This window comes from Dryocola mayonis (genome assembly GCF_051307045.1).
Classification (GTDB): Bacteria; Pseudomonadota; Gammaproteobacteria; order Enterobacterales; family Enterobacteriaceae; genus Dryocola.
On the sequence record NZ_CP150452.1, the window covers coordinates 373,878 to 393,212 of the forward strand.

The following is a 19,335-nucleotide window of genomic DNA, read 5'->3' on the forward strand; positions in this document are numbered from 1 at the left end:
TTTTTCCCCACGCTCGCTCAGGAGATATCATGAAAGTAGCAAAAGACCTGGTGGTCAGCCTAGCCTATCAGGTACGTACAGAAGACGGTGTGTTGGTTGATGAGTCTCCGGTGAGTGCGCCGCTGGACTACCTGCATGGTCACGGTTCCCTGATCTCTGGCCTGGAAACAGCGTTGGAAGGTCACGTTGTTGGCGATAAGTTTGACGTATCCGTCGGCGCTAACGACGCTTACGGCCAGTATGACGAAAACCTGGTACAACGCGTACCGAAAGACGTGTTTATGGGCGTTGACGAACTGCAGGTCGGCATGCGCTTTATGGCGGAAACCGACCAGGGTCCGGTGCCGGTTGAAATCACCGAAGTTGAAGACGACCACGTTGTGGTTGACGGCAACCACATGCTGGCAGGCCAGAACCTGAACTTCAACGTTGAGGTTATCGCCATTCGTGAAGCAACCGCTGAAGAGCTGGCTCATGGCCACGTTCACGGCGAACACGATCATCACCACGAACACGGTGACGGCTGCTGCGGTGGTCACGGCCACGATCACGACCATGACCACGGTAAAGGTGGCTGCGGCGGTAACGGCGGCTGCGGCTGCCACTAAGCCTTAAGCGATAAAAAAAGGCGTGTCTGAGACACGCCTTTTCTTTTTAGTAATGCGGAGGCGGAGTCTCCTCGGCCTGGGAAGCCATCATCGACGGCTGGCTGGCCTTTAGTTTTTCCACCAGTAAACGAAAATGCTCGCGCAGTTTGACCATCTCCAGTTCGTGAGCCGTTACCGTCTGATTTAACTCTTCTATGGTTATCTCCTGGAAAGCGAGACGACTCTCAAGTTCTTCCAGTCGCTGTTCGGTCGTTTTTTGTTGCATGGCTTACCTCTTTGGCCTGCAGATGGACAATTCCCGCGATTCTACTGAAAATTACCGCCCGTTACAGCGCCATTTGCCGCTTCACGAAACTTCTTTATACAAAAAGAGTCTGAATTTGACTCGATAAAGAGCGCGGAGATTGTGTAGATTTCTCCGGCAACGTTATAGTACGTCTCTTAGTTAAAAATAACCTTGGGGTTAGAGGCCCCGGTCCTGGAGAAATGGATGAAATCATTGTTTAAAGTAACGCTTCTGGCGACCACGATGGCTGTTGCCCTGAGCGCACCGGCGTTTGCTGCTCCGGCCGCTGCCACAAAAGATGCCGCCGCGGCTCCTGCAGGCAACGCAGCATTTAAAAATGACGATCAAAAATCTGCGTACGCATTGGGTGCTTCGCTTGGCCGTTACATGGAAAACTCCCTGAAAGAACAAGAAAAGCTGGGCATCACTCTGGATAAAGCCCAGCTTATCGCCGGCGTTCAGGACGCGTTTGCCGATAAGAGCAAGCTGACCGACCAGGAAATCGAGCAGACTCTGCAGGCGTTTGAAGCCCGCGTGAAGACTTCCGCCCAGGCGAAAATGGAAAAAGACGCGAAAGAGAACGCGGACAAAGGCAAAGCCTTCCGCGATACCTTTGCCAAAGAGAAAGGCGTGAAAACCTCCTCTACCGGCCTGCTGTACAAAGTAGATAAAGAAGGCAGCGGCGATGCGCCAAAAGACAGCGACACCGTAGTCGTAAACTACAAAGGTACGCTGATCGACGGTAAAGAGTTCGACAACTCCTATACCCGCGGCGAGCCGCTCTCTTTCCGTCTGGACGGCGTTATCCCGGGCTGGACCGAAGGCCTGAAAAACATCAAGAAAGGCGGCAAAATCAAGATGGTTATCCCACCTGAGCTGGCCCTACGGCAAAACCGGCGTGCCGGGAATCCCTGCTAACTCTACTTTGGTCTTTGACGTAGAGCTGCTGGATATCAAACCGGCTCCGAAAGCCGACGCCAAGCCTGACGTCGCTGCGGAAGCGGACGCTGCGAAGAATAAATAAGCAGCGCTTAACCGCCGCCCCTGGGGCGGCGGTTTTTTATTTGTAGCGGGATATAATAATAAAAACTGGAAAGCGGGTCTTACGGTGTATTACCTTAGCTGTCAGCGTTTCAACTGAGTTTTGAGTCTGCCCTGACACCACTAAAGCGCGACAGGCTCTCTGTAGAGGGTGGTATTTTTAAATGTCCAATTCGCTTTTAACCAACGAAACCAGCGAGCTCGACCTGCTGGACCAGCGTCCCTTTGAACAAACCGACTTCGAAATATTAAAATCCTATGAGGCGGTCGTCGATGGGTTAGCGATGCTGATTGGTTCCCATTGCGAAATCGTGCTGCATTCCCTTCAGGATCTGAAGTGTTCAGCCATTCGCATTGCAAACGGCGAGCACACCGGGCGAAAAATTGGTTCACCGATTACCGATCTGGCGCTGCGCATGCTCCACGATATGACCGGAGCAGACAGCAGCGTCTCTAAATGTTACTTCACGCGCGCTAAAAGCGGCGTGCTGATGAAATCCGTTACTATCGCCATCCGCAATCGCGACCAGCGCGTGATTGGCCTGCTGTGCATCAACATGAATCTGGACGTGCCTTTCTCGCAGATTATGTCGACCTTCACGCCGCCGGAGTCGCAGGAAGTGCCTTCTTCCGTAAACTTCGCCTCCTCCGTGGAGGATTTGGTGATGCAAACCCTGGAGTTCACCATCGAAGAGGTGAACGCGGATCGTAACGTCTCCAATAACGCTAAGAATCGTCAGATTGTCCTCAACCTGTATGAGAAAGGCATCTTCGATATCAAAGACGCCATTAACCAGGTGGCGGACCGTTTGAACATTTCCAAGCACACGGTCTATCTCTATATTCGCCAGTTCAAAAACGGCGATTTCCTGGGACAGGAAAAGTAAATGCGTTTCGCCATTATGGTGACTGGCCCGGCTTACGGCACTCAACAGGCGAGCAGCGCGCTGCAGTTTGCGCGGGCGGTTATCGCCGAGGGGCATGAGCTGGGCTGCGTTTTTTTCTACCGGGAAGGCGTGTTCAACGCCAACGCCCTGACGACGCCGGCGAGCGATGAAGCGGATATAGTGCGGGCCTGGCAGGAGCTTCACGATCGGCATGGCGTGGAGCTGCATATTTGCGTCGCGGCCGCGTTGCGCCGTGGGGTGCTCGATGACGCCGAGGCAAAACGGCACGGTCTTACCGCGAGCAACCTCCAGCCAGGTTTTACATTGAGCGGACTGGGTGCGCTTGCGGAAGCTTCGCTCACCTGTGAAAGAATGGTGCAGTTCTGATGAAACGCGTTGCGTTTGTATTTAAGTCCGCCCCGCACGGCACCTCGGCCGGGCGCGAAGGGCTGGACGCTCTGCTCGCCACCTCCGCGCTGTCCGAAGATATCGGCGTTTTCTTCGTGGGCGATGGCGTGCTGCAAATCTTGCCGGGCCAGCAGCCCGATAAAATTCTCTCCCGTGATTACATCTCCACGTTTCGCGTGCTGCCGCTCTATGATATTGAGCAGTGCTACCTTTGCGCCGAGTCAGCGCGCGAGCGCGGGTTATCTGAAAACAGCGCGTGGGTCATAGACGTTGACCTGCTGACCCCGAATGCGCTGCGGGAAACGCTGCATCAGTTTGATGTGGTACTTACCTTCTGAGGCGCCCATGCTGCATATTTTAAGCCACTCGCCTTTTAACGCCGATCTGGAGACGCTCTTACGCTGCGTAAGGGAAGGGGATGATTTGCTCCTGCTGCAGGATGGCGTGATTGCCGCAATAAAGGAGAGCCGCTACCTTGAATTGCTGCTCGCGGCCCCCATATCTGTTAGCGCTCTGCGCGAAGATCTCGAAGCACGCGGCCTGATTGCTCAAATTTCATCCAAAATCGACACGGTCAGCTATAATGACTTCGTCAGATTGACGGTTAAACACGAACGGCAGATCGCCTGGTAATCCAGGATCGCTGTATATTTCTTGACACCTTTTCGGCTCAGCCCTAAAATTCTGCGTCCTCATATTATATGAGGCCGTTTTATTACGTGTTTACGAAGCAAAAGCTAAAACCAGGAGCTATTTAATGGCAACAGTTAACCAGCTGGTTCGCAAACCACGCGCACGCAAAGTTGCAAAGAGCAACGTGCCTGCGCTGGAAGCCTGCCCGCAAAAACGTGGTGTATGTACTCGTGTATATACCACCACTCCAAAAAAACCGAACTCCGCACTGCGTAAAGTTTGCCGTGTTCGTCTGACTAACGGTTTTGAAGTTACCTCCTATATCGGTGGTGAAGGTCACAACCTGCAGGAGCACTCCGTGATCCTGATCCGTGGTGGTCGTGTTAAAGACTTGCCAGGTGTTCGTTACCACACCGTTCGTGGTGCGCTTGACTGCTCCGGCGTTAAAGACCGTAAGCAATCTCGTTCCAAGTACGGCGTGAAGCGTCCTAAGGCTTAATGGTTCTCCGTTAAGTAAGGCCAAACGTTTTAAATTAATGTCAAAACTAAACTCTTTGAGTTTTGGACAATCCTGAATTAACAACGGAGTATTTCCATGCCACGTCGTCGCGTCATTGGTCAACGTAAAATTCTGCCGGATCCTAAGTTCGGATCAGAACTGCTGGCCAAATTTGTAAACATCCTGATGGTAGATGGTAAAAAATCTACTGCAGAAGCAATCGTCTATACCGCGCTGGAGACCCTGGCTCAGCGTTCTGGTAAAAACGAACTGGAAGCTTTCGAAGTCGCTCTGGACAACGTTCGTCCGACTGTCGAAGTTAAGTCCCGCCGCGTAGGTGGTTCTACTTATCAGGTTCCAGTAGAAGTCCGTCCGGTTCGTCGTAATGCCCTGGCAATGCGTTGGATCGTAGAAGCTGCTCGTAAACGCGGTGATAAATCCATGGCTCTTCGCCTGGCGAACGAACTTTCTGATGCTGCAGAGAACAAAGGTACTGCAGTTAAGAAACGTGAAGACGTTCACCGTATGGCTGAAGCCAACAAGGCGTTCGCTCACTACCGTTGGTAATCCCTTCGGAGTGTTAGTCACCAGGCGGGCGCTTCAAAAAAGCTGCCCGCTTTGGGTTACTTAATTGAACGTCCCAGGATATAGAGGAATCAAATGGCTCGTACAACACCCATTGCACGCTACCGTAACATCGGTATCAGTGCACACATCGACGCCGGTAAAACCACTACTACCGAACGTATTCTGTTCTACACCGGTGTAAACCACAAAATCGGTGAAGTTCATGACGGCGCAGCCACCATGGACTGGATGGAGCAGGAGCAGGAGCGTGGTATCACCATTACCTCCGCTGCAACTACTGCGTTCTGGTCAGGTATGGCTAAGCAGTATGAACCGCATCGCGTAAACATCATCGACACCCCCGGGCACGTTGACTTCACCATCGAAGTAGAACGTTCCATGCGTGTTCTTGACGGTGCGGTCATGGTTTACTGCGCAGTTGGTGGTGTTCAGCCACAGTCTGAGACCGTATGGCGTCAGGCTAACAAATACAAAGTTCCACGCATCGCGTTCGTTAACAAAATGGACCGTATGGGTGCTAACTTCCTGAAAGTTGTAGGCCAGATCAAATCCCGTCTGGGCGCGAACCCTGTTCCGCTTCAGCTGGCGATTGGTGCTGAAGAAGGTTTCACCGGTGTTGTTGACCTGGTGAAAATGAAAGCTATCAACTGGAACGATGCCGATCAGGGCGTAACCTTCGAATACGAAGATATCCCTGCTGATATGGTCGATCTGGCTGAAGAATGGCACCAGAACCTGATTGAGTCCGCAGCTGAAGCTTCTGAAGAGCTGATGGAAAAATACCTGGGCGGCGAAGAGCTGACCGAGGAAGAAATCAAGACGGCTCTGCGTCAGCGCGTGCTGAACAACGAAATCATCCTCGTAACCTGTGGTTCTGCATTTAAGAACAAAGGTGTTCAGGCGATGCTGGATGCGGTAATTGATTACCTGCCGGCACCAACTGACGTTCCTGCTATCAACGGTATTCTGGACGACGGTAAAGATACGCCAGCTGAGCGTCATGCAAGCGATGATGAACCATTCGCTGCGCTGGCATTCAAAATCGCAACCGACCCGTTCGTAGGTAACCTGACCTTCTTCCGCGTGTACTCTGGCGTGGTTAACTCTGGTGATACCGTACTGAACTCCGTGAAAGCTGCTCGTGAGCGTTTTGGTCGTATCGTTCAGATGCACGCTAACAAGCGTGAAGAGATCAAAGAAGTTCGCGCAGGCGACATCGCTGCTGCTATCGGTCTGAAAGACGTGACGACTGGTGACACCCTGTGTGATCCAGACAACGTGATCATTCTGGAGCGTATGGAATTCCCTGAGCCGGTAATCTCCATCGCGGTAGAACCGAAAACCAAAGCCGACCAGGAAAAAATGGGTCTGGCTCTGGGGCCGTCTGGCTAAAGAAGACCCATCATTCCGCGTATGGACTGATGAAGAATCTAACCAGACTATCATCGCGGGTATGGGTGAACTTCACCTGGACATCATCGTTGACCGCATGAAGCGTGAGTTCAACGTTGAAGCGAACGTCGGTAAACCTCAGGTTGCTTACCGCGAAGCGATTCGCGCGAAAGTTACCGATATCGAAGGTAAACACGCCAAGCAGTCTGGTGGTCGTGGTCAGTACGGTCATGTTGTTATCGACATGTACCCACTGGAGCCGGGTTCAAACCCGAAAGGCTACGAGTTCATCAACGACATTAAAGGTGGTGTAATTCCTGGCGAATACATCCCGGCCGTTGATAAAGGTATCCAGGAGCAGCTTAAGTCTGGTCCGCTGGCGGGTTACCCGGTAGTCGATCTCGGCGTGCGTCTGCACTTCGGTTCTTACCATGACGTTGACTCCTCTGAGCTGGCGTTTAAACTGGCCGCTTCTATCGCCTTTAAAGATGGCTTTAAGAAAGCGAAACCGGTTCTGCTTGAGCCTATCATGAAGGTTGAAGTTGAAACGCCGGAAGAGAACACTGGTGACGTCATCGGTGACCTTAGCCGTCGTCGTGGTATGCTGCGCGGTCAAGAATCTAACGTTACCGGCGTTGTGATTCACGCTGAAGTTCCGCTGTCTGAAATGTTCGGATACGCAACTCAACTGCGTTCTCTGACCAAAGGTCGTGCTTCTTACTCCATGGAGTTCCTGAAGTATGATGATGCGCCGAACAACGTTGCTCAGGCCGTAATCGAAGCCCGTGGTAAATAAGCCCTGGGTTTTAAAACAATGATCCCGTGCTCTCTCCTTGAGGGGAGAGCACTATAGTAAGGAATATAGCCGTGTCTAAAGAAAAATTTGAACGTACAAAACCGCACGTTAACGTCGGCACAATCGGCCACGTTGACCATGGTAAAACTACTCTGACTGCAGCAATCACTACCGTTCTGGCTAAAACCTACGGCGGTTCTGCTCGTGCATTCGACCAGATCGATAACGCGCCGGAAGAAAAAGCTCGTGGTATCACCATCAACACTTCCCACGTTGAGTATGACACCCCGACTCGCCACTACGCGCACGTTGACTGCCCAGGGCACGCCGACTACGTGAAAAACATGATCACCGGTGCGGCTCAGATGGACGGCGCAATCCTGGTTGTTGCTGCAACTGACGGCCCGATGCCGCAGACCCGTGAGCACATCCTGCTGGGTCGTCAGGTAGGCGTTCCTTTCATCATCGTGTTCCTGAACAAATGCGACATGGTTGATGACGAAGAGCTGCTGGAACTGGTGGAAATGGAAGTTCGTGAACTTCTGTCCCAGTACGACTTCCCGGGCGACGATACCCCAATCGTTCGCGGTTCCGCACTGAAAGCGCTGGAAGGCGAAGCTGAGTGGGAAGCGAAAATCGTTGAACTGGCAGGCTTCCTGGATTCCTACATCCCTGAGCCAGAGCGTGCTATCGACAAGCCGTTCCTGCTGCCAATCGAAGACGTATTCTCCATCTCCGGTCGTGGTACCGTTGTTACCGGTCGTGTAGAGCGCGGCATCATCAAGGTTGGTGAAGAAGTTGAAATCGTTGGTATCAAAGATACCGCGAAATCCACCTGTACCGGCGTTGAAATGTTCCGCAAACTGCTGGACGAAGGCCGTGCGGGCGAGAACGTTGGCGTTCTGCTGCGTGGTATCAAACGTGAAGAAATCGAACGTGGTCAGGTTCTGGCTAAGCCAGGCTCCATCAAGCCACACACCCAGTTCGAATCTGAAGTGTACATCCTGTCCAAAGACGAAGGCGGCCCGTCACACTCCGTTCTTCAAAGGCTACCGTCCACAGTTCTACTTCCGTACAACTGACGTGACCGGTACCATCGAACTGCCGGAAGGCGTTGAGATGGTCATGCCGGGCGACAACATCAAAATGGTTGTTACCCTGATCCACCCAATCGCGATGGACGACGGTCTGCGTTTCGCAATCCGTGAAGGCGGCCGTACCGTTGGTGCCGGTGTTGTTGCTAAAGTTATCGCTTAATCGCTGATATCTTTGTATGAAAAAAGAGCGCTCAGGCGCTCTTTTTTTTACATTTTTTTCAGGCCGGCATCACCGTCAAACGCCGCTGTGCTATTGTAATCATAACTATTCTCATTTACACTTTGCGCAGAATTTGAACGGGAGTGCCTATGTACGTTTGCTTGTGTAACGGTGTAAGTGATAAAAAAATTCGCCAGGCAGTGCGCCAGTTTCAGCCACAATCTTTCCAGCAGCTTCGCAAGTTTATTCCGGTAGGAAACCAGTGCGGGAAGTGCGTTCGTGCGGCACGGGAAATCATGCAGGAAGAGCTGTTACAGATCCCGGAATTTAAAGAGATTGCTTAAGCCAGTCACTTTTTTTTGACTTACTCCGTGCTACATCTACGCTTCATGTAGTGGAAGCGGAGGGAGTAAAAAATGAAAGGTGATATTAAGATAATAAATTATCTCAATAAATTATTGGGAAACGAGCTTGTCGCGATCAATCAGTATTTTCTCCATGCGAGAATGTTCAAAAACTGGGGCCTGATGCGCCTCAACGAAGTTGAGTACCATGAATCCATCGATGAAATGAAGCATGCCGATAAGTATATCGAGCGTATTTTATTCCTTGAGGGCATTCCCAACCTGCAGGACTTAGGCAAGCTTCAAATTGGCGAAGATGTGGAAGAGATGCTGCGCTCGGATCTCAATCTCGAAATGGAAGGCGCCAGAGATCTGCGCGAAGCCATCGCCTATGCGGATACCATCCATGACTACGTCAGCCGCGACATGATGATCCAAATCCTCTCTGAGGAAGAGCATCACATCGACTGGCTTGAAACGGAACTGGACCTGATTGCCAAAATCGGCCTGCAGAATTATCTTCAGTCGCAGCTTAAAGAAGCCAGTTGAGCTGGTGAATCTGTAAAGGGTAATGATTAAACCATCCTGTAACACCACCCGCTATCGCAAGGCAGGGCCCCAAAAGGTAGCGGCGTGGTGAAATCCCCAGAATCAGCCCGCCAGATTTTAGCTGTTCCCGCCGTCGCTAAGCCGCATATCGCCGCTATTAACACAATCCACTGCAGATTTTGCCAGCCGTGCCACGCGCCCAGCGCAGCCAGCAGCTTCATATCTCCATATCCGATACCCTCGCATTTGCGCAAGAAAAAGTAGCACCAGTACACTATCCACAGGCTTAAATAACCCGCGGCGGCTCCCGTCACCGCTGAAGCCAGTCGCTCCGTATTAAAAAACACATGGAACAATAGCCCGGACCATAACAGCGCATAGTTCAGAGCGTCCGGCAACAGACGTTGTTTCAGATCTATCCAGCTAAGCCGCAGCAATAACCCAATGTATACACCTATAAAGCAAGTTACCGACAGGGAAGGAAGAGTCATCATGGTCGCTGCTCCTGAAAATGTTATACGACACTACTGCGGAGCGCAGAAGGGGAGAAGGGGCGGTTTACCGTTTCCCGGCATACCTTCCAGGGTTTCACCAGCGCCTGCATGTTTTACACGGTAAATGGAAGCTGCCTCGTCTGTCTTGCAGAAAAGGCTGTTTAATTCGTAAGCGTGACTTGCTTCGTGGCCGTATTTACGTATAATGCGCGGGCCTGTCTTAATTGACGGCTGGTTCGATATGAACCCTGGTAGTGATTTTGCTGCCAACAATGTCTCCAACAGGGAGGCTATGTATGAACGATTACACTCTCCCATCAATCGTAATGGGTGCGAGTAGTAATTTTTTTCGTCTATAAAATAATTGGAGCTCTGGTCTCATGCAGAACCAAAGAATCCGTATCCGCCTTAAAGCGTTTGATCATCGTCTGATCGATCAATCAACTGCGGAAATCGTCGAGACTGCTAAGCGCACTGGTGCGCAAGTCCGTGGTCCGATCCCGCTGCCGACCCGCAAAGAGCGCTTTACCGTTCTGATCTCCCCGCACGTCAACAAAGACGCGCGCGATCAGTACGAAATCCGCACTCACAAGCGTCTGGTTGACATCGTTGAGCCAACTGAGAAAACCGTTGATGCTCTGATGCGTCTGGATCTGGCTGCCGGTGTAGACGTGCAGATCAGCCTGGGTTAATCAGGTCATTGACGATTGAGAGGTTGAAACAATGATTGGTTTAGTCGGTAAAAAAGTGGGTATGACCCGTATCTTCACTGAAGACGGCGTTTCTATCCCAGTAACCGTAATTGAAGTAGAAGCAAACCGTGTTACTCAGGTTAAAGACCTGGCTAACGACGGCTACCGCGCTGTTCAGGTGACCACTGGTGCTAAAAAAGCTAACCGTGTAACCAAGCCGGAAGCTGGTCACTTTGCTAAAGCTGGCGTTGAAGCTGGCCGTGGTCTGTGGGAATTCCGTCTTGCTGAAGGCGAAGAGTTCACCGTAGGTCAGGACATTAGCGTTGAGCTGTTTGCTGAAGTTAAAAAAGTTGACGTAACCGGTACCTCTAAAGGTAAAGGTTTCGCAGGTACCGTTAAGCGCTGGAACTTCCGTACCCAGGACGCGACACACGGTAACTCCTTGTCTCACCGCGTTCCGGGTTCTATCGGTCAGAACCAGACTCCGGGCAAAGTGTTCAAAGGCAAGAAAATGGCAGGCCAACTGGGTAACGAACGCGTAACCGTTCAGAGCCTGGACGTAGTACGCGTTGACGCTGAGCGCAACCTGCTGCTGGTGAAAGGTGCGGTCCCGGGTGCAACCGGTAGCGACCTGATCGTTAAACCAGCTGTGAAGGCGTAAGGGGATAGCAATGGAATTAGTATTGAAAGACGCGCAAAGCGCGCTGACTGTTTCCGAAACTACCTTCGGTCGTGATTTCAACGAAGCGCTGGTACATCAGGTTGTAGTTGCTTATGCAGCTGGTGCCCGTCAAGGTACTCGTGCTCAGAAGACCCGTGCTGAAGTAACTGGTTCCGGTAAAAAACCGTGGCGCCAGAAAGGTACCGGCCGTGCGCGTTCAGGTTCTATCAAGAGCCCGATCTGGCGTTCCGGTGGCGTGACCTTCGCTGCTCGCCCGCAGGACCACAGTCAAAAAGTTAACAAAAAGATGTACCGCGGCGCGCTGAAAAGCATTCTGTCCGAACTGGTACGTCAGGATCGTCTGATCGTTGTCGAACAGTTCTCTGTTGAAGCGCCTAAAACTAAGCTGCTTGCTCAGAAACTGAAAGACATGGCTCTGGAAGATGTGCTGATCATCACCGGCGAACTGGATGAGAATCTGTTCCTGGCCGCACGTAACCTGCATAAGGTTGACGTACGCGATGTAGCAGCAATCGACCCGGTTAGCCTGATCGCCTTCGACAAAGTGGTTATGACTGCTGATGCTGTTAAGCAAGTTGAGGAGATGCTGGCATGATTCGTGAAGAACGTCTGCTGAAGGTGCTTCGCGCACCGCACGTTTCTGAAAAAGCGTCTACTGCGATGGAAAAGCACAACACCATCGTTCTCAAAGTTGCTAAAGACGCGACTAAAGCAGAAATCAAAGCTGCTGTGCAGAAACTGTTTGAAGTCGAAGTCAATGACGTGACTACCCTGGTTGTTAAAGGGAAAACTAAGCGTCATGGACAGCGTATCGGTCGTCGTAGCGACTGGAAAAAAGCTTACGTCACCCTGAAGGAAGGCCAGAATCTGGACTTCATCGGCGGCGCTGAGTAAGTCGGAGGAGTAAAGAACAATGGCAATTGTTAAATGTAAACCGACATCTCCGGGTCGTCGCCACGTCGTTAAAGTGGTCAACCCTGAGCTGCATAAGGGCAAACCTTTTGCTCCGCTGGTTGAAAAAAACAGCAAATCCGGTGGCCGTAACAACAATGGCCGCATCACCACTCGTCACATCGGTGGTGGTCACAAGCAGGCTTATCGTATTGTTGACTTCAAACGCAACAAAGACGGTATCCCAGCTGTTGTTGAGCGTCTTGAGTACGATCCGAACCGTTCTGCGAACATCGCACTGGTTCTGTACAAAGATGGCGAGCGCCGTTACATCCTGGCCCCTAAAGGCCCTGAAAGCTGGCGACCAGATTCAGTCTGGCGTTGATGCTGCAATCAAAGCTGGTAACACCCTGCCGATGCGCAACATCCCGGTTGGTTCTACTGTTCATAACGTAGAAATGAAACCAGGTAAAGGCGGTCAGCTGGCACGTTCCGCTGGTACCTATGTGCAGATCGTTGCACGTGATGGTGCTTACGTTACCCTGCGTCTGCGTTCTGGTGAAATGCGTAAAGTCGAAGCTGACTGCCGCGCGACACTGGGCGAAGTTGGCAATGCTGAGCATATGCTGCGCGTTCTGGGTAAAGCGGGTGCCGCTCGCTGGCGTGGTGTTCGTCCTACCGTTCGCGGTACTGCGATGAACCCAGTCGATCACCCACATGGTGGTGGTGAAGGTCGTAACTTTGGTAAGCACCCGGTAACTCCGTGGGGCGTTCAGACCAAAGGTAAGAAGACCCGCAGCAACAAGCGTACTGATAAATTTATCGTACGTCGCCGTAGCAAATAATTTTAGAGGATAAGCCATGCCACGTTCTCTCAAGAAAGGTCCTTTTATTGACCTGCACTTGCTGAAGAAGGTAGAGAAAGCGGTGGAAAGCGGTGACAAGAAGCCCCTGCGCACTTGGTCCCGTCGTTCAACGATCTTTCCTAACATGATCGGTTTGACCATCGCTGTCCATAATGGTCGTCAGCACGTTCCAGTTTTTGTTTCCGATGAAATGGTCGGTCACAAGCTGGGTGAATTCGCACCGACTCGTACTTATCGCGGCCACGCTGCTGATAAAAAAGCGAAGAAGAAATAAGGTAGGAGGAAGAGATGGAAACTTTAGCTCAACATCGCCATGCTCGTTCTTCTGCTCAGAAGGTTCGCCTTGTTGCTGACCTGATTCGCGGTAAGAAAGTGTCGCAGGCTCTGGATATTCTGACCTACACCAATAAGAAAGCGGCTGTATTGGTTAAGAAAGTACTGGAATCTGCCATTGCTAACGCTGAACACAACGATGGCGCTGACATTGACGATCTGAAAGTCGCGAAAATCTTCGTAGACGAAGGCCCTAGCATGAAGCGCATTATGCCGCGTGCAAAAGGTCGTGCAGATCGCATCCTGAAGCGCACCAGCCACATTACTGTGGTTGTGTCCGATCGCTGAGACTCTGGAGACTAGCAATGGGTCAGAAAGTACATCCTAATGGTATTCGCCTGGGTATTGTAAAACCATGGAACTCTACCTGGTTTGCGAACACCAAAGAATTCGCTGACAACCTGGACAGCGATTTTAAAGTTCGTCAGTACCTGACTAAGGAACTGGCGAAGGCGTCTGTATCTCGTATCGTTATCGAGCGTCCGGCTAAGAGCATTCGTGTGACTATTCACACCGCTCGTCCTGGCATCGTTATCGGTAAGAAAGGCGAAGACGTAGAAAAACTGCGCAAGGTCGTAGCGGATATCGCTGGCGTGCCTGCACAGATCAATATCGCCGAAGTTCGTAAGCCTGAACTGGACGCAAAACTGGTTGCTGACAGCATCACTTCTCAGCTGGAACGTCGCGTTATGTTCCGTCGTGCTATGAAGCGTGCTGTACAGAACGCCATGCGTCTGGGCGCTAAAGGTATCAAAGTTGAAGTAAGCGGCCGTCTGGGCGGCGCCGAGATCGCACGTACCGAATGGTACCGTGAAGGTCGCGTGCCGTTGCACACTCTGCGTGCTGACATCGACTACAACACCTCTGAAGCGCACACCACTTATGGTGTAATCGGCGTTAAAGTGTGGATCTTCAAAGGTGAGATCCTGGGTGGGATGGCTGCTGTTGAACAACCGGAAAAACCGGCTGCTCAACCTAAAAAGCAGCAGCGTAAAGGCCGTAAGTAAGGAGAGTCGCTGTGTTACAACCAAAGCGTACAAAATTCCGTAAAGTGCACAAAGGCCGCAACCGTGGTCTGGCTGCAGGAACGGATGTTAGCTTCGGCACTTTCGGTCTGAAAGCTGTTGGCCGTGGTCGTCTGACTGCACGTCAGATCGAAGCAGCACGTCGTGCCATGACACGTGCAGTTAAGCGTCAGGGTAAGATCTGGATCCGTGTATTCCCGGATAAACCAATCACCGAAAAGCCGCTTGAAGTGCGTATGGGTAAAGGTAAAGGTAACGTGGAGTATTGGGTTGCCTTGATCCAGCCAGGTAAAGTCCTGTATGAAATGGACGGCGTACCTGAAGAGCTGGCCCGTGAAGCCTTCAAGCTGGCAGCAGCGAAACTGCCGATTAAAACCACCTTTGTAACTAAGACGGTGATGTAATGAAAGCAAAAGAGCTGCGTGAAAAGAGCGTCGAAGAGCTGAACACCGAGCTGCTGAACCTGCTGCGCGAGCAGTTCAACCTGCGTATGCAAGCTGCCAGTGGCCCAGCTGCAACAGACTCACCTGCTTAAGCAAGTGCGTCGCGATGTTGCGCGTGTTAAGACTTTATTGACTCAGAAGGCGGGTGCGTAATGACCGATAAAATCCGTACTCTGCAAGGTCGCGTTGTCAGCGATAAAATGGAGAAATCCATTGTTGTTGCCATCGAACGTTTCGTGAAACACCCGATCTACGGTAAATTCATCAAGCGTACGACCAAACTGCACGTACATGACGAGAACAACGAATGTGGTATCGGCGACGTGGTTGAAATCCGCGAATGCCGTCCACTGTCCAAGACTAAGTCCTGGACGCTGGTTCGCGTTGTAGAGAAAGCGGTTCTGTAATACAGTAAGCCTTCTCAAAAACAAATAAACGGCTCAGTAGTGGGCCGTTTATTTTTTCTACCCATATCCTGGAACCGGTGTTATAATGCCGCGCCCTCGTTTATGGGGCTTTTTACGACCTAATATATAGGTCCCGAAGTAGTAGTTGACATTAGCGGAGCACTGAAATGATCCAAGAACAGACTATGCTGACCGTGGCCGACAACTCCGGCGCACGTCGCGTAATGTGTATCAAGGTTCTGGGTGGCTCGCACCGTCGCTACGCAGGCGTCGGCGACATCATCAAAATTACCATCAAGGAAGCAATTCCTCGCGGTAAGGTGAAGAAAGGCGATGTGCTGAAAGCGGTAGTGGTGCGCACCAAGAAGGGTGTTCGTCGCCCGGACGGTTCTGTCATTCGCTTCGATGGTAATGCATGCGTTATTTTAAATAATAACAGCGAGCAGCCAATCGGCACGCGTATTTTTGGGCCGGTAACTCGTGAACTGCGTAATGAGAAGTTCATGAAAATTATCTCTCTGGCACCAGAAGTACTCTAAGGAGCGAATCATGGCAGCGAAAATCCGTCGTGATGACGAAGTTATCGTGTTAACCGGTAAAGATAAAGGTAAACGCGGTAAAGTTAAGAATGTCTTGTCTTCCGGCAAGGTCATCGTTGAAGGTATCAACCTGGTTAAGAAACATCAGAAGCCGGTTCCGGCCCTGAACCAACCAGGTGGCATCGTTGAAAAAGAAGCCGCAATTCAGGTTTCCAACGTTGCGCTCTTCAATGCGGCAACCGGCAAGGCTGACCGTGTAGGCTTTAGATTCGAAGACGGCAAAAAAGTCCGTTTCTTCAAGTCTAACAGCGAAACTATCAAGTAATTTGGAGTAGTACGATGGCGAAACTGCATGATTACTACAAAGACGAAGTAGTTAAAAAACTCATGTCTGAGTTTAGCTACAATTCTGTCATGCAAGTCCCTCGGGTCGAGAAGATCACCCTGAATATGGGTGTTGGTGAAGCGATCGCTGACAAGAAACTGCTGGATAACGCAGCAGCCGATCTGACAGCAATCTCCGGTCAAAAGCCGTTGATCACCAAAGCACGCAAATCTGTTGCAGGCTTCAAAATCCGTCAGGGCTATCCGATCGGCTGTAAAGTAACTCTGCGTGGCGAACGCATGTGGGAGTTTCTTGAGCGCCTGATCACCATTGCTGTACCACGTATCCGTGACTTCCGTGGCTTGTCCGCTAAGTCATTCGATGGCCGTGGTAACTACAGCATGGGTGTCCGTGAGCAGATCATCTTCCCAGAAATCGACTACGACAAAGTCGATCGCGTTCGTGGTTTGGATATTACCATTACCACTACTGCGAAATCTGATGATGAAGGCCGTGCTCTGCTGGCTGCCTTTAACTTCCCATTCCGCAAGTAAGGTAGGGTTACTAATGGCTAAGCAATCCATGAAAGCACGCGAAGTCGTTCGCGTAAAACTGGCTGACAAATACCGCGCTAAACGCGAGGAATTGAAAGCTATTATCTCTGGTGTGAACTCATCCGACGAAGAACGTTGGGATGCAGTTCTTAAGCTGCAGTCCCTGCCGCGTGATTCCAGCCCGTCTCGTCAGCGTAACCGCTGCCGTCAAACTGGTCGTCCGCACGCTTTCCTGCGGAAGTTCGGGTTGAGCCGTATTAAGGTCCGTGAAGCCGCTATGCGCGGTGAAATTCCGGGTCTTAAGAAGGCTAGCTGGTAATTGTCACCAATTGAATCACGGGAGTAAAGACAGATGAGCATGCAAGATCCGATCGCGGATATGCTGACCCGTATCCGTAACGGTCAAGCCGCGAATAAAGTTGCGGTCACCATGCCTTCCTCCAAGCTGAAATTGGCAATTGCCAACGTGCTGAAAGAAGAAGGCTATATCGAAGATTTTAAAATTGAAGGCGACACTAAGCCTGAACTGGAACTTACTCTTAAGTATTTCCAGGGCAAGGCTGTGGTAGAGAGCATTCAGCGAGTCAGCCGCCCAGGTCTGCGCATCTATAAGAAAAAAGATGAGCTGCCTAAAGTTATGGCCGGTATGGGTATTGCTGTCGTTTCTACCTCTAAAGGTGTTATGACTGATCGTGCAGCGCGCCAGGCTGGTCTTGGTGGCGAAATTATCTGCTACGTAGCCTAATTGGAGGAATAAAATGTCTCGTGTTGCTAAAGCACCGGTCGTTATTCCTGCTGGCGTAGAGGTAAAACTCAACGGTCAGGTTATTTCGATCAAAGGTAAGAACGGCGAGCTGACTCGTACTATCAACGATGCTGTTGAAGTTAATCACGCTGATAATGCTCTGACTTTCGCTCCGCGCGAAGGCTTTGCAAACGCGTGGGCCCAGGCGGGCACCACTCGTGCGTTATTAAATGCAATGGTTGTCGGTGTTACCGAAGGCTTCACTAAGAAGCTGCAGCTGGTTGGTGTAGGTTATCGTGCGGCTGTTAAAGGCGACGTGGTGAATTTAGCCTTGGGCTTCTCTCACCCTGTTGAGCATAAGCTGCCAGCGGGTATCACTGCTGAATGTCCGACTCAAACTGAAATCGTGCTGAAAGGCGCTGATAAACAGATGATCGGCCAAGTAGCTGCTGACCTGCGTGCCTACCGTCGTCCTGAGCCATATAAAGGCAAGGGTGTTCGTTACGCCGACGAAGTCGTGCGTACCAAAGAGGCTAAGAAGAAGTAAGGTAACACTATGGATAAGAAATCTGCTCGTATCCGTCGTGCGACCCGCGCACGTCACAAGCTTAAAGAACTGGGTGCGACTCGTCTGGTGGTACATCGTACCCCGCGTCACATTTACGCACAGGTTATCGCACCAAACGGTTCAGAAGTTCTGGTAGCTGCCTCTACTGTAGAGAAAGCTATCGCTGAGCCATTGAAGTACACTGGAAACAAAGACGCCGCTGCAGCTGTGGGTAAAGCTGTTGCAGAGCGCGCGCTGGAAAAAGGCATCACCGTTGTTGCTTTTGACCGTGCTGGTTTCCAATATCATGGTCGTGTCCAGGCACTGGCAGATGCTGCCCGTGATGCTGGGCCTTCAGTTCTAAGGTAGAGGTGTAAGATGGCTCACATCGAAAAACAAGCTGGCGAACTGCAGGAAAAGCTGATCGCGGTAAATCGCGTATCTAAAACCGTTAAAGGTGGTCGTATTTTCTCCTTCACTGCTCTGACAGTGGTTGGCGATGGTAACGGTCGCATTGGTTTTGGCTACGGTAAAGCGCGTGAAGTTCCAGCAGCGATCCAGAAAGCGATGGAAAAAGCCCGTCGCAACATGATTAACGTCGCGCTGAACCACGGCACCCTGCAGCACCCTGTTAAAGGCGTGCACACAGGTTCTCGTGTGTTCATGCAGCCGGCTTCCGAAGGTACCGGTATCATCGCCGGTGGTGCAATGCGCGCCGTTCTGGAAGTCGCTGGAGTACATAACGTTCTGGCTAAAGCATATGGTTCCACCAACCCGATTAACGTGGTTCGTGCAACTATTGATGGCCTGGCGAATATGAAGTCTCCGGAAATGGTCGCTGCCAAGCGTGGTAAATCCGTTGAAGAAATTCTGGGGTAATTGACCATGGCAAAGACTATTAAAATTACACAAACCCGCAGTGCAATCGGTCGTCTGCCGAAACATAAGGCAACGCTGCTTGGCCTGGGTCTGCGTCGTATTGGCCACACCGTAGAGCGCGAGGATACTCCTGCTGTACGCGGTATGGTCAACGCGGTTTCCTACATGGTTAAAGTTGAGGAGTAAGAGATGCGTTTAAATACTCTGTCTCCGGCCGAAGGGTCTAAGCACGCTTCCAAGCGTCTGGGTCGTGGTATCGGTTCTGGTCTCGGCAAAACCGGCGGTCGTGGTCACAAAGGTCAGAACTCTCGTTCTGGCGGTGGCGTACGTCGTGGGTTCGAAGGTGGCCAGATGCCGTTGTACCGTCGTCTGCCGAAATTCGGTTTCACCTCTCGCAAGGCAATGATCACCGCAGAGATTCGTCTGTCCGATCTGGCGAAAGTTGAAGGCGACGTAGTTGACCTGAACACGCTGAAAGCAGCAAACATTATCGGTATTCAGATTGAGTTCGCGAAAGTGATCCTGTCTGGCGAGGTCACTCGTCCGGTAACTGTTAGCGGCCTGCGTGTCACCAAAGGCGCTCGTGCTGCTATCGAAGCTGCTGGCGGTAAAATCGAGGAATAAG

General features: G+C 51.4%; 30 protein-coding genes and 5 pseudogenes. 33 read left to right on the forward strand and 2 right to left on the reverse strand.

All coding sequences use genetic code 11. The features are described 5' to 3' along the window. Positions 1–29: 29 nt before the first annotated feature. Positions 30–608 carry a peptidylprolyl isomerase gene (gene slyD / locus WLO32_RS01670; RefSeq protein ID WP_121267442.1) on the forward strand — a complete coding sequence of 193 codons (579 nt, stop codon included), beginning with the start codon at positions 30–32 and terminating at the stop codon, positions 606–608. 46 nt (positions 609–654) lie between these two features. On the opposite strand, the gene WLO32_RS01675 is transcribed toward slyD, so the two are convergent. Continuing rightward, on the reverse strand, positions 655–873 hold the full coding sequence (locus tag WLO32_RS01675; protein ID WP_435946979.1) for a protein SlyX: 219 nt from the start codon (positions 871–873) through the stop codon (positions 655–657). Between the two features lie 225 nt (positions 874–1,098). On the opposite strand from WLO32_RS01675, the pseudogene fkpA reads away from it, so the two are divergent. The 11 genes and pseudogenes from fkpA (at position 1,099) to bfr (ending at position 9,288) form a co-directional block, all read left to right on the forward strand. After that, positions 1,099–1,918, forward strand: a pseudogene (gene fkpA, locus WLO32_RS01680) (FKBP-type peptidyl-prolyl cis-trans isomerase). A gap of 181 nt (positions 1,919–2,099) precedes the next feature. After that, the gene (locus WLO32_RS01685; RefSeq protein WP_435946980.1) at positions 2,100–2,822 is read left to right on the forward strand and encodes a helix-turn-helix transcriptional regulator; all 723 of its coding nucleotides are present in this window, start codon (positions 2,100–2,102) and stop codon (positions 2,820–2,822) included. Further along, positions 2,823–3,209: a sulfurtransferase complex subunit TusD gene (tusD, locus tag WLO32_RS01690; protein ID WP_435946981.1), complete on the forward strand. Its 387-nt coding sequence runs from the start codon at positions 2,823–2,825 to the stop codon at positions 3,207–3,209. It abuts the gene before it with no gap. Further along, on the forward strand, positions 3,209–3,568 hold the full coding sequence (tusC, locus tag WLO32_RS01695; RefSeq protein WP_435946982.1) for a sulfurtransferase complex subunit TusC: 360 nt from the start codon (positions 3,209–3,211) through the stop codon (positions 3,566–3,568). The genes tusD and tusC overlap by 1 nt, the downstream gene beginning before the upstream one ends. A gap of 7 nt (positions 3,569–3,575) precedes the next feature. Beyond that, entirely contained in the window at positions 3,576–3,863 is a 288-nt protein-coding gene (tusB, locus tag WLO32_RS01700) for a sulfurtransferase complex subunit TusB (protein ID WP_435946983.1), read from the forward strand. 124 nt (positions 3,864–3,987) lie between these two features. Continuing rightward, a complete protein-coding gene (rpsL, locus tag WLO32_RS01705; protein ID WP_003023654.1) occupies positions 3,988–4,362 on the forward strand; it encodes a 30S ribosomal protein S12 in 375 nt (124 codons plus the stop codon). 96 nt (positions 4,363–4,458) lie between these two features. Next, the gene (rpsG, locus tag WLO32_RS01710) at positions 4,459–4,929 is read left to right on the forward strand and encodes a 30S ribosomal protein S7 (protein ID WP_017803037.1); all 471 of its coding nucleotides are present in this window, start codon (positions 4,459–4,461) and stop codon (positions 4,927–4,929) included. A 93-nt stretch (positions 4,930–5,022) separates the two neighbouring features. Next, positions 5,023–7,138, forward strand: a pseudogene (gene fusA, locus WLO32_RS01715) (elongation factor G). A gap of 71 nt (positions 7,139–7,209) precedes the next feature. Continuing rightward, positions 7,210–8,395 (forward strand): annotated as a pseudogene (gene tuf, locus WLO32_RS01720) (elongation factor Tu). 149 nt (positions 8,396–8,544) lie between these two features. Beyond that, entirely contained in the window at positions 8,545–8,739 is a 195-nt protein-coding gene (gene bfd, locus WLO32_RS01725) for a bacterioferritin-associated ferredoxin (RefSeq protein WP_121264415.1), read from the forward strand. Between the two features lie 72 nt (positions 8,740–8,811). Then, complete coding sequence (bfr, locus tag WLO32_RS01730; RefSeq protein ID WP_435946984.1) at positions 8,812–9,288, forward strand: bacterioferritin; 477 nt, start codon at positions 8,812–8,814, stop codon at positions 9,286–9,288. Between the two features lie 26 nt (positions 9,289–9,314). Here the strand turns inward: bfr and WLO32_RS01735 are convergent, their stop codons facing one another. Next, positions 9,315–9,782 carry a prepilin peptidase gene (locus WLO32_RS01735; RefSeq protein WP_435946985.1) on the reverse strand — a complete coding sequence of 156 codons (468 nt, stop codon included), beginning with the start codon at positions 9,780–9,782 and terminating at the stop codon, positions 9,315–9,317. Between the two features lie 380 nt (positions 9,783–10,162). Here WLO32_RS01735 and rpsJ point away from each other — a divergent pair, with 380 nt between their 5' ends. The 21 genes and pseudogenes from rpsJ (at position 10,163) to rplO (ending at position 19,334) form a co-directional block, all read left to right on the forward strand. Further along, positions 10,163–10,474 (forward strand): 30S ribosomal protein S10, encoded by a 312-nt coding sequence (gene rpsJ / locus WLO32_RS01740; RefSeq protein ID WP_001181005.1) that lies wholly within the window; start codon positions 10,163–10,165, stop codon positions 10,472–10,474. A gap of 31 nt (positions 10,475–10,505) precedes the next feature. Then, the gene (rplC, locus tag WLO32_RS01745) at positions 10,506–11,135 is read left to right on the forward strand and encodes a 50S ribosomal protein L3 (RefSeq protein WP_016538466.1); all 630 of its coding nucleotides are present in this window, start codon (positions 10,506–10,508) and stop codon (positions 11,133–11,135) included. A 10-nt stretch (positions 11,136–11,145) separates the two neighbouring features. Next, a complete protein-coding gene (gene rplD / locus WLO32_RS01750) occupies positions 11,146–11,751 on the forward strand; it encodes a 50S ribosomal protein L4 (protein ID WP_121264423.1) in 606 nt (201 codons plus the stop codon). Beyond that, positions 11,748–12,050: a 50S ribosomal protein L23 gene (gene rplW, locus WLO32_RS01755; RefSeq protein WP_121264427.1), complete on the forward strand. Its 303-nt coding sequence runs from the start codon at positions 11,748–11,750 to the stop codon at positions 12,048–12,050. Before rplD ends, rplW begins: the two co-directional genes overlap by 4 nt. A 19-nt stretch (positions 12,051–12,069) precedes the next feature. Beyond that, positions 12,070–12,892, forward strand: a pseudogene (gene rplB, locus WLO32_RS01760) (50S ribosomal protein L2). 16 nt (positions 12,893–12,908) lie between these two features. Next, positions 12,909–13,187: a 30S ribosomal protein S19 gene (gene rpsS / locus WLO32_RS01765; RefSeq protein ID WP_001138115.1), complete on the forward strand. Its 279-nt coding sequence runs from the start codon at positions 12,909–12,911 to the stop codon at positions 13,185–13,187. A gap of 14 nt (positions 13,188–13,201) precedes the next feature. Continuing rightward, a complete protein-coding gene (gene rplV / locus WLO32_RS01770) occupies positions 13,202–13,534 on the forward strand; it encodes a 50S ribosomal protein L22 (protein ID WP_002919773.1) in 333 nt (110 codons plus the stop codon). Between the two features lie 17 nt (positions 13,535–13,551). Next, positions 13,552–14,253 (forward strand): 30S ribosomal protein S3, encoded by a 702-nt coding sequence (gene rpsC / locus WLO32_RS01775; RefSeq protein WP_000529945.1) that lies wholly within the window; start codon positions 13,552–13,554, stop codon positions 14,251–14,253. An 11-nt stretch (positions 14,254–14,264) separates the two neighbouring features. Continuing rightward, entirely contained in the window at positions 14,265–14,675 is a 411-nt protein-coding gene (rplP, locus tag WLO32_RS01780) for a 50S ribosomal protein L16 (RefSeq protein WP_008927134.1), read from the forward strand. Then, positions 14,675–14,867: pseudogene (gene rpmC / locus WLO32_RS01785) on the forward strand (50S ribosomal protein L29). Before rplP ends, rpmC begins: the two are co-directional and overlap by 1 nt. Continuing rightward, a complete protein-coding gene (gene rpsQ / locus WLO32_RS01790) occupies positions 14,867–15,121 on the forward strand; it encodes a 30S ribosomal protein S17 (protein WP_000130100.1) in 255 nt (84 codons plus the stop codon). The pseudogene rpmC and the gene rpsQ overlap by 1 nt, the downstream one beginning before the upstream one ends. Positions 15,122–15,288: 167 nt before the next feature. Next, positions 15,289–15,660, forward strand: a complete 372-nt coding sequence (gene rplN / locus WLO32_RS01795; RefSeq protein WP_008457164.1) for a 50S ribosomal protein L14 — start codon at positions 15,289–15,291, stop codon at positions 15,658–15,660. Between the two features lie 10 nt (positions 15,661–15,670). Then, complete coding sequence (rplX, locus tag WLO32_RS01800) at positions 15,671–15,985, forward strand: 50S ribosomal protein L24 (RefSeq protein WP_007724317.1); 315 nt, start codon at positions 15,671–15,673, stop codon at positions 15,983–15,985. Positions 15,986–15,999: 14 nt separating this feature from the next. Continuing rightward, entirely contained in the window at positions 16,000–16,539 is a 540-nt protein-coding gene (rplE, locus tag WLO32_RS01805; RefSeq protein WP_435928811.1) for a 50S ribosomal protein L5, read from the forward strand. Between the two features lie 13 nt (positions 16,540–16,552). After that, on the forward strand, positions 16,553–16,858 hold the full coding sequence (gene rpsN / locus WLO32_RS01810) for a 30S ribosomal protein S14 (RefSeq protein ID WP_121264437.1): 306 nt from the start codon (positions 16,553–16,555) through the stop codon (positions 16,856–16,858). Positions 16,859–16,891: 33 nt separating this feature from the next. After that, complete coding sequence (gene rpsH / locus WLO32_RS01815) at positions 16,892–17,284, forward strand: 30S ribosomal protein S8 (RefSeq protein WP_121264439.1); 393 nt, start codon at positions 16,892–16,894, stop codon at positions 17,282–17,284. A gap of 13 nt (positions 17,285–17,297) precedes the next feature. After that, entirely contained in the window at positions 17,298–17,831 is a 534-nt protein-coding gene (gene rplF, locus WLO32_RS01820; protein WP_121264441.1) for a 50S ribosomal protein L6, read from the forward strand. A 9-nt stretch (positions 17,832–17,840) separates the two neighbouring features. Then, a complete protein-coding gene (rplR, locus tag WLO32_RS01825; RefSeq protein ID WP_435946986.1) occupies positions 17,841–18,200 on the forward strand; it encodes a 50S ribosomal protein L18 in 360 nt (119 codons plus the stop codon). Positions 18,201–18,209: 9 nt separating this feature from the next. Next, positions 18,210–18,710, forward strand: a complete 501-nt coding sequence (gene rpsE, locus WLO32_RS01830) for a 30S ribosomal protein S5 (RefSeq protein WP_121264447.1) — start codon at positions 18,210–18,212, stop codon at positions 18,708–18,710. 6 nt (positions 18,711–18,716) lie between these two features. Beyond that, positions 18,717–18,896: a 50S ribosomal protein L30 gene (rpmD, locus tag WLO32_RS01835; RefSeq protein WP_004846568.1), complete on the forward strand. Its 180-nt coding sequence runs from the start codon at positions 18,717–18,719 to the stop codon at positions 18,894–18,896. 3 nt (positions 18,897–18,899) lie between these two features. Beyond that, positions 18,900–19,334: a 50S ribosomal protein L15 gene (rplO, locus tag WLO32_RS01840; protein WP_121264450.1), complete on the forward strand. Its 435-nt coding sequence runs from the start codon at positions 18,900–18,902 to the stop codon at positions 19,332–19,334. Position 19,335: the final 1 nt, after the last annotated feature.

Coding starts and splice junctions, on each gene's coding strand:
- rpsJ (WP_001181005.1), top strand. CDS start 10,163: ATGCAGAACCAAAGAATCCGTATCCGCCTTAAAGCGTTTGATCATCGT.
- rpsL (WP_003023654.1), top strand. CDS start 3,988: ATGGCAACAGTTAACCAGCTGGTTCGCAAACCACGCGCACGCAAAGTT.
- rpsQ (WP_000130100.1), top strand. CDS start 14,867: ATGACCGATAAAATCCGTACTCTGCAAGGTCGCGTTGTCAGCGATAAA.
- WLO32_RS01675 (WP_435946979.1), bottom strand. CDS start 873: ATGCAACAAAAAACGACCGAACAGCGACTGGAAGAACTTGAGAGTCGT.
- tusB (WP_435946983.1), top strand. CDS start 3,576: ATGCTGCATATTTTAAGCCACTCGCCTTTTAACGCCGATCTGGAGACG.
- rpsS (WP_001138115.1), top strand. CDS start 12,909: ATGCCACGTTCTCTCAAGAAAGGTCCTTTTATTGACCTGCACTTGCTG.
- slyD (WP_121267442.1), top strand. CDS start 30: ATGAAAGTAGCAAAAGACCTGGTGGTCAGCCTAGCCTATCAGGTACGT.
- rpsH (WP_121264439.1), top strand. CDS start 16,892: ATGAGCATGCAAGATCCGATCGCGGATATGCTGACCCGTATCCGTAAC.
- tusD (WP_435946981.1), top strand. CDS start 2,823: ATGCGTTTCGCCATTATGGTGACTGGCCCGGCTTACGGCACTCAACAG.
- rplO (WP_121264450.1), top strand. CDS start 18,900: ATGCGTTTAAATACTCTGTCTCCGGCCGAAGGGTCTAAGCACGCTTCC.
- rpsC (WP_000529945.1), top strand. CDS start 13,552: ATGGGTCAGAAAGTACATCCTAATGGTATTCGCCTGGGTATTGTAAAA.
- bfr (WP_435946984.1), top strand. CDS start 8,812: ATGAAAGGTGATATTAAGATAATAAATTATCTCAATAAATTATTGGGA.
- WLO32_RS01735 (WP_435946985.1), bottom strand. CDS start 9,782: ATGATGACTCTTCCTTCCCTGTCGGTAACTTGCTTTATAGGTGTATAC.
- tusC (WP_435946982.1), top strand. CDS start 3,209: ATGAAACGCGTTGCGTTTGTATTTAAGTCCGCCCCGCACGGCACCTCG.
- rplV (WP_002919773.1), top strand. CDS start 13,202: ATGGAAACTTTAGCTCAACATCGCCATGCTCGTTCTTCTGCTCAGAAG.
- rplD (WP_121264423.1), top strand. CDS start 11,146: ATGGAATTAGTATTGAAAGACGCGCAAAGCGCGCTGACTGTTTCCGAA.
- rpmD (WP_004846568.1), top strand. CDS start 18,717: ATGGCAAAGACTATTAAAATTACACAAACCCGCAGTGCAATCGGTCGT.
- rplW (WP_121264427.1), top strand. CDS start 11,748: ATGATTCGTGAAGAACGTCTGCTGAAGGTGCTTCGCGCACCGCACGTT.
- rplF (WP_121264441.1), top strand. CDS start 17,298: ATGTCTCGTGTTGCTAAAGCACCGGTCGTTATTCCTGCTGGCGTAGAG.
- rplN (WP_008457164.1), top strand. CDS start 15,289: ATGATCCAAGAACAGACTATGCTGACCGTGGCCGACAACTCCGGCGCA.
- rplC (WP_016538466.1), top strand. CDS start 10,506: ATGATTGGTTTAGTCGGTAAAAAAGTGGGTATGACCCGTATCTTCACT.
- rplE (WP_435928811.1), top strand. CDS start 16,000: ATGGCGAAACTGCATGATTACTACAAAGACGAAGTAGTTAAAAAACTC.
- WLO32_RS01685 (WP_435946980.1), top strand. CDS start 2,100: ATGTCCAATTCGCTTTTAACCAACGAAACCAGCGAGCTCGACCTGCTG.
- rplR (WP_435946986.1), top strand. CDS start 17,841: ATGGATAAGAAATCTGCTCGTATCCGTCGTGCGACCCGCGCACGTCAC.
- rpsE (WP_121264447.1), top strand. CDS start 18,210: ATGGCTCACATCGAAAAACAAGCTGGCGAACTGCAGGAAAAGCTGATC.
- bfd (WP_121264415.1), top strand. CDS start 8,545: ATGTACGTTTGCTTGTGTAACGGTGTAAGTGATAAAAAAATTCGCCAG.
- rpsG (WP_017803037.1), top strand. CDS start 4,459: ATGCCACGTCGTCGCGTCATTGGTCAACGTAAAATTCTGCCGGATCCT.
- rpsN (WP_121264437.1), top strand. CDS start 16,553: ATGGCTAAGCAATCCATGAAAGCACGCGAAGTCGTTCGCGTAAAACTG.
- rplX (WP_007724317.1), top strand. CDS start 15,671: ATGGCAGCGAAAATCCGTCGTGATGACGAAGTTATCGTGTTAACCGGT.